The following is a 556-nucleotide window of genomic DNA, read 5'->3' as shown; positions in this document are numbered from 1 at the left end:
CACCCACCAGGTGGTATCGCGCATGCCCAGCGGCTCCGTCAGGCGTTCGGCGATGAGGCGGTCGAGGCGCTGGCCGCTGACGCGCTCCAGCAGCAGGCCGAGCACGTCGGTGCTGATGGAATAGAAGAACTGCGCGCCGGGCTGGAAGAGCAGGGGGATCGTGCCGAGGTTGCGCAGCATCTCGTCGCCGGTGACCTGACGGTTCACTGCCTCGATGTCGTGCTGGCGGTAGAGGTCGCGGATGCGGGTGGAGGGCGAGGCGTCGGAATAGACGAAGCCCGAGGAGTGCCGCAGCAGGTCCTGCACGGTGATGGGACGCTCCAGCGCCACATCCTCGAAGCGGTCGCCATTGCGGACCTCGACCTTGAGGTTGGCGAGCTCCGGCAGCCATTGGGTGATGGGGTCGGTGACCTTGAGGCGGCCCTCCTCCATCAGCATGACAGCGGCGACGCTGGTGAGCGGCTTGGTCATCGACGCCAGCAGGAAGATGGACTCCCGCGTCATCGGCACGCGGCGGGCGTTGTCCTGGTGGCCATAGGCCTCGTGGTGGATGACC

General features: G+C 67.3%; 1 protein-coding gene. It reads right to left on the bottom strand.

What is annotated here, in order from left to right; all coding sequences use genetic code 11:
- Window positions 1–556 (bottom strand): serine hydrolase domain-containing protein (locus AC1DWF_RS37565; RefSeq protein ID WP_476843496.1); only part of this gene is annotated, 556 nt, incomplete at both ends.

The sequence above is a fragment of the Aminobacter sp. P4_D5 genome (assembly GCF_056401815.1).
The sequence above is the reverse complement of the archived record's forward strand: the minus strand, read 5'-3'. Positions and strand labels throughout refer to the sequence as shown.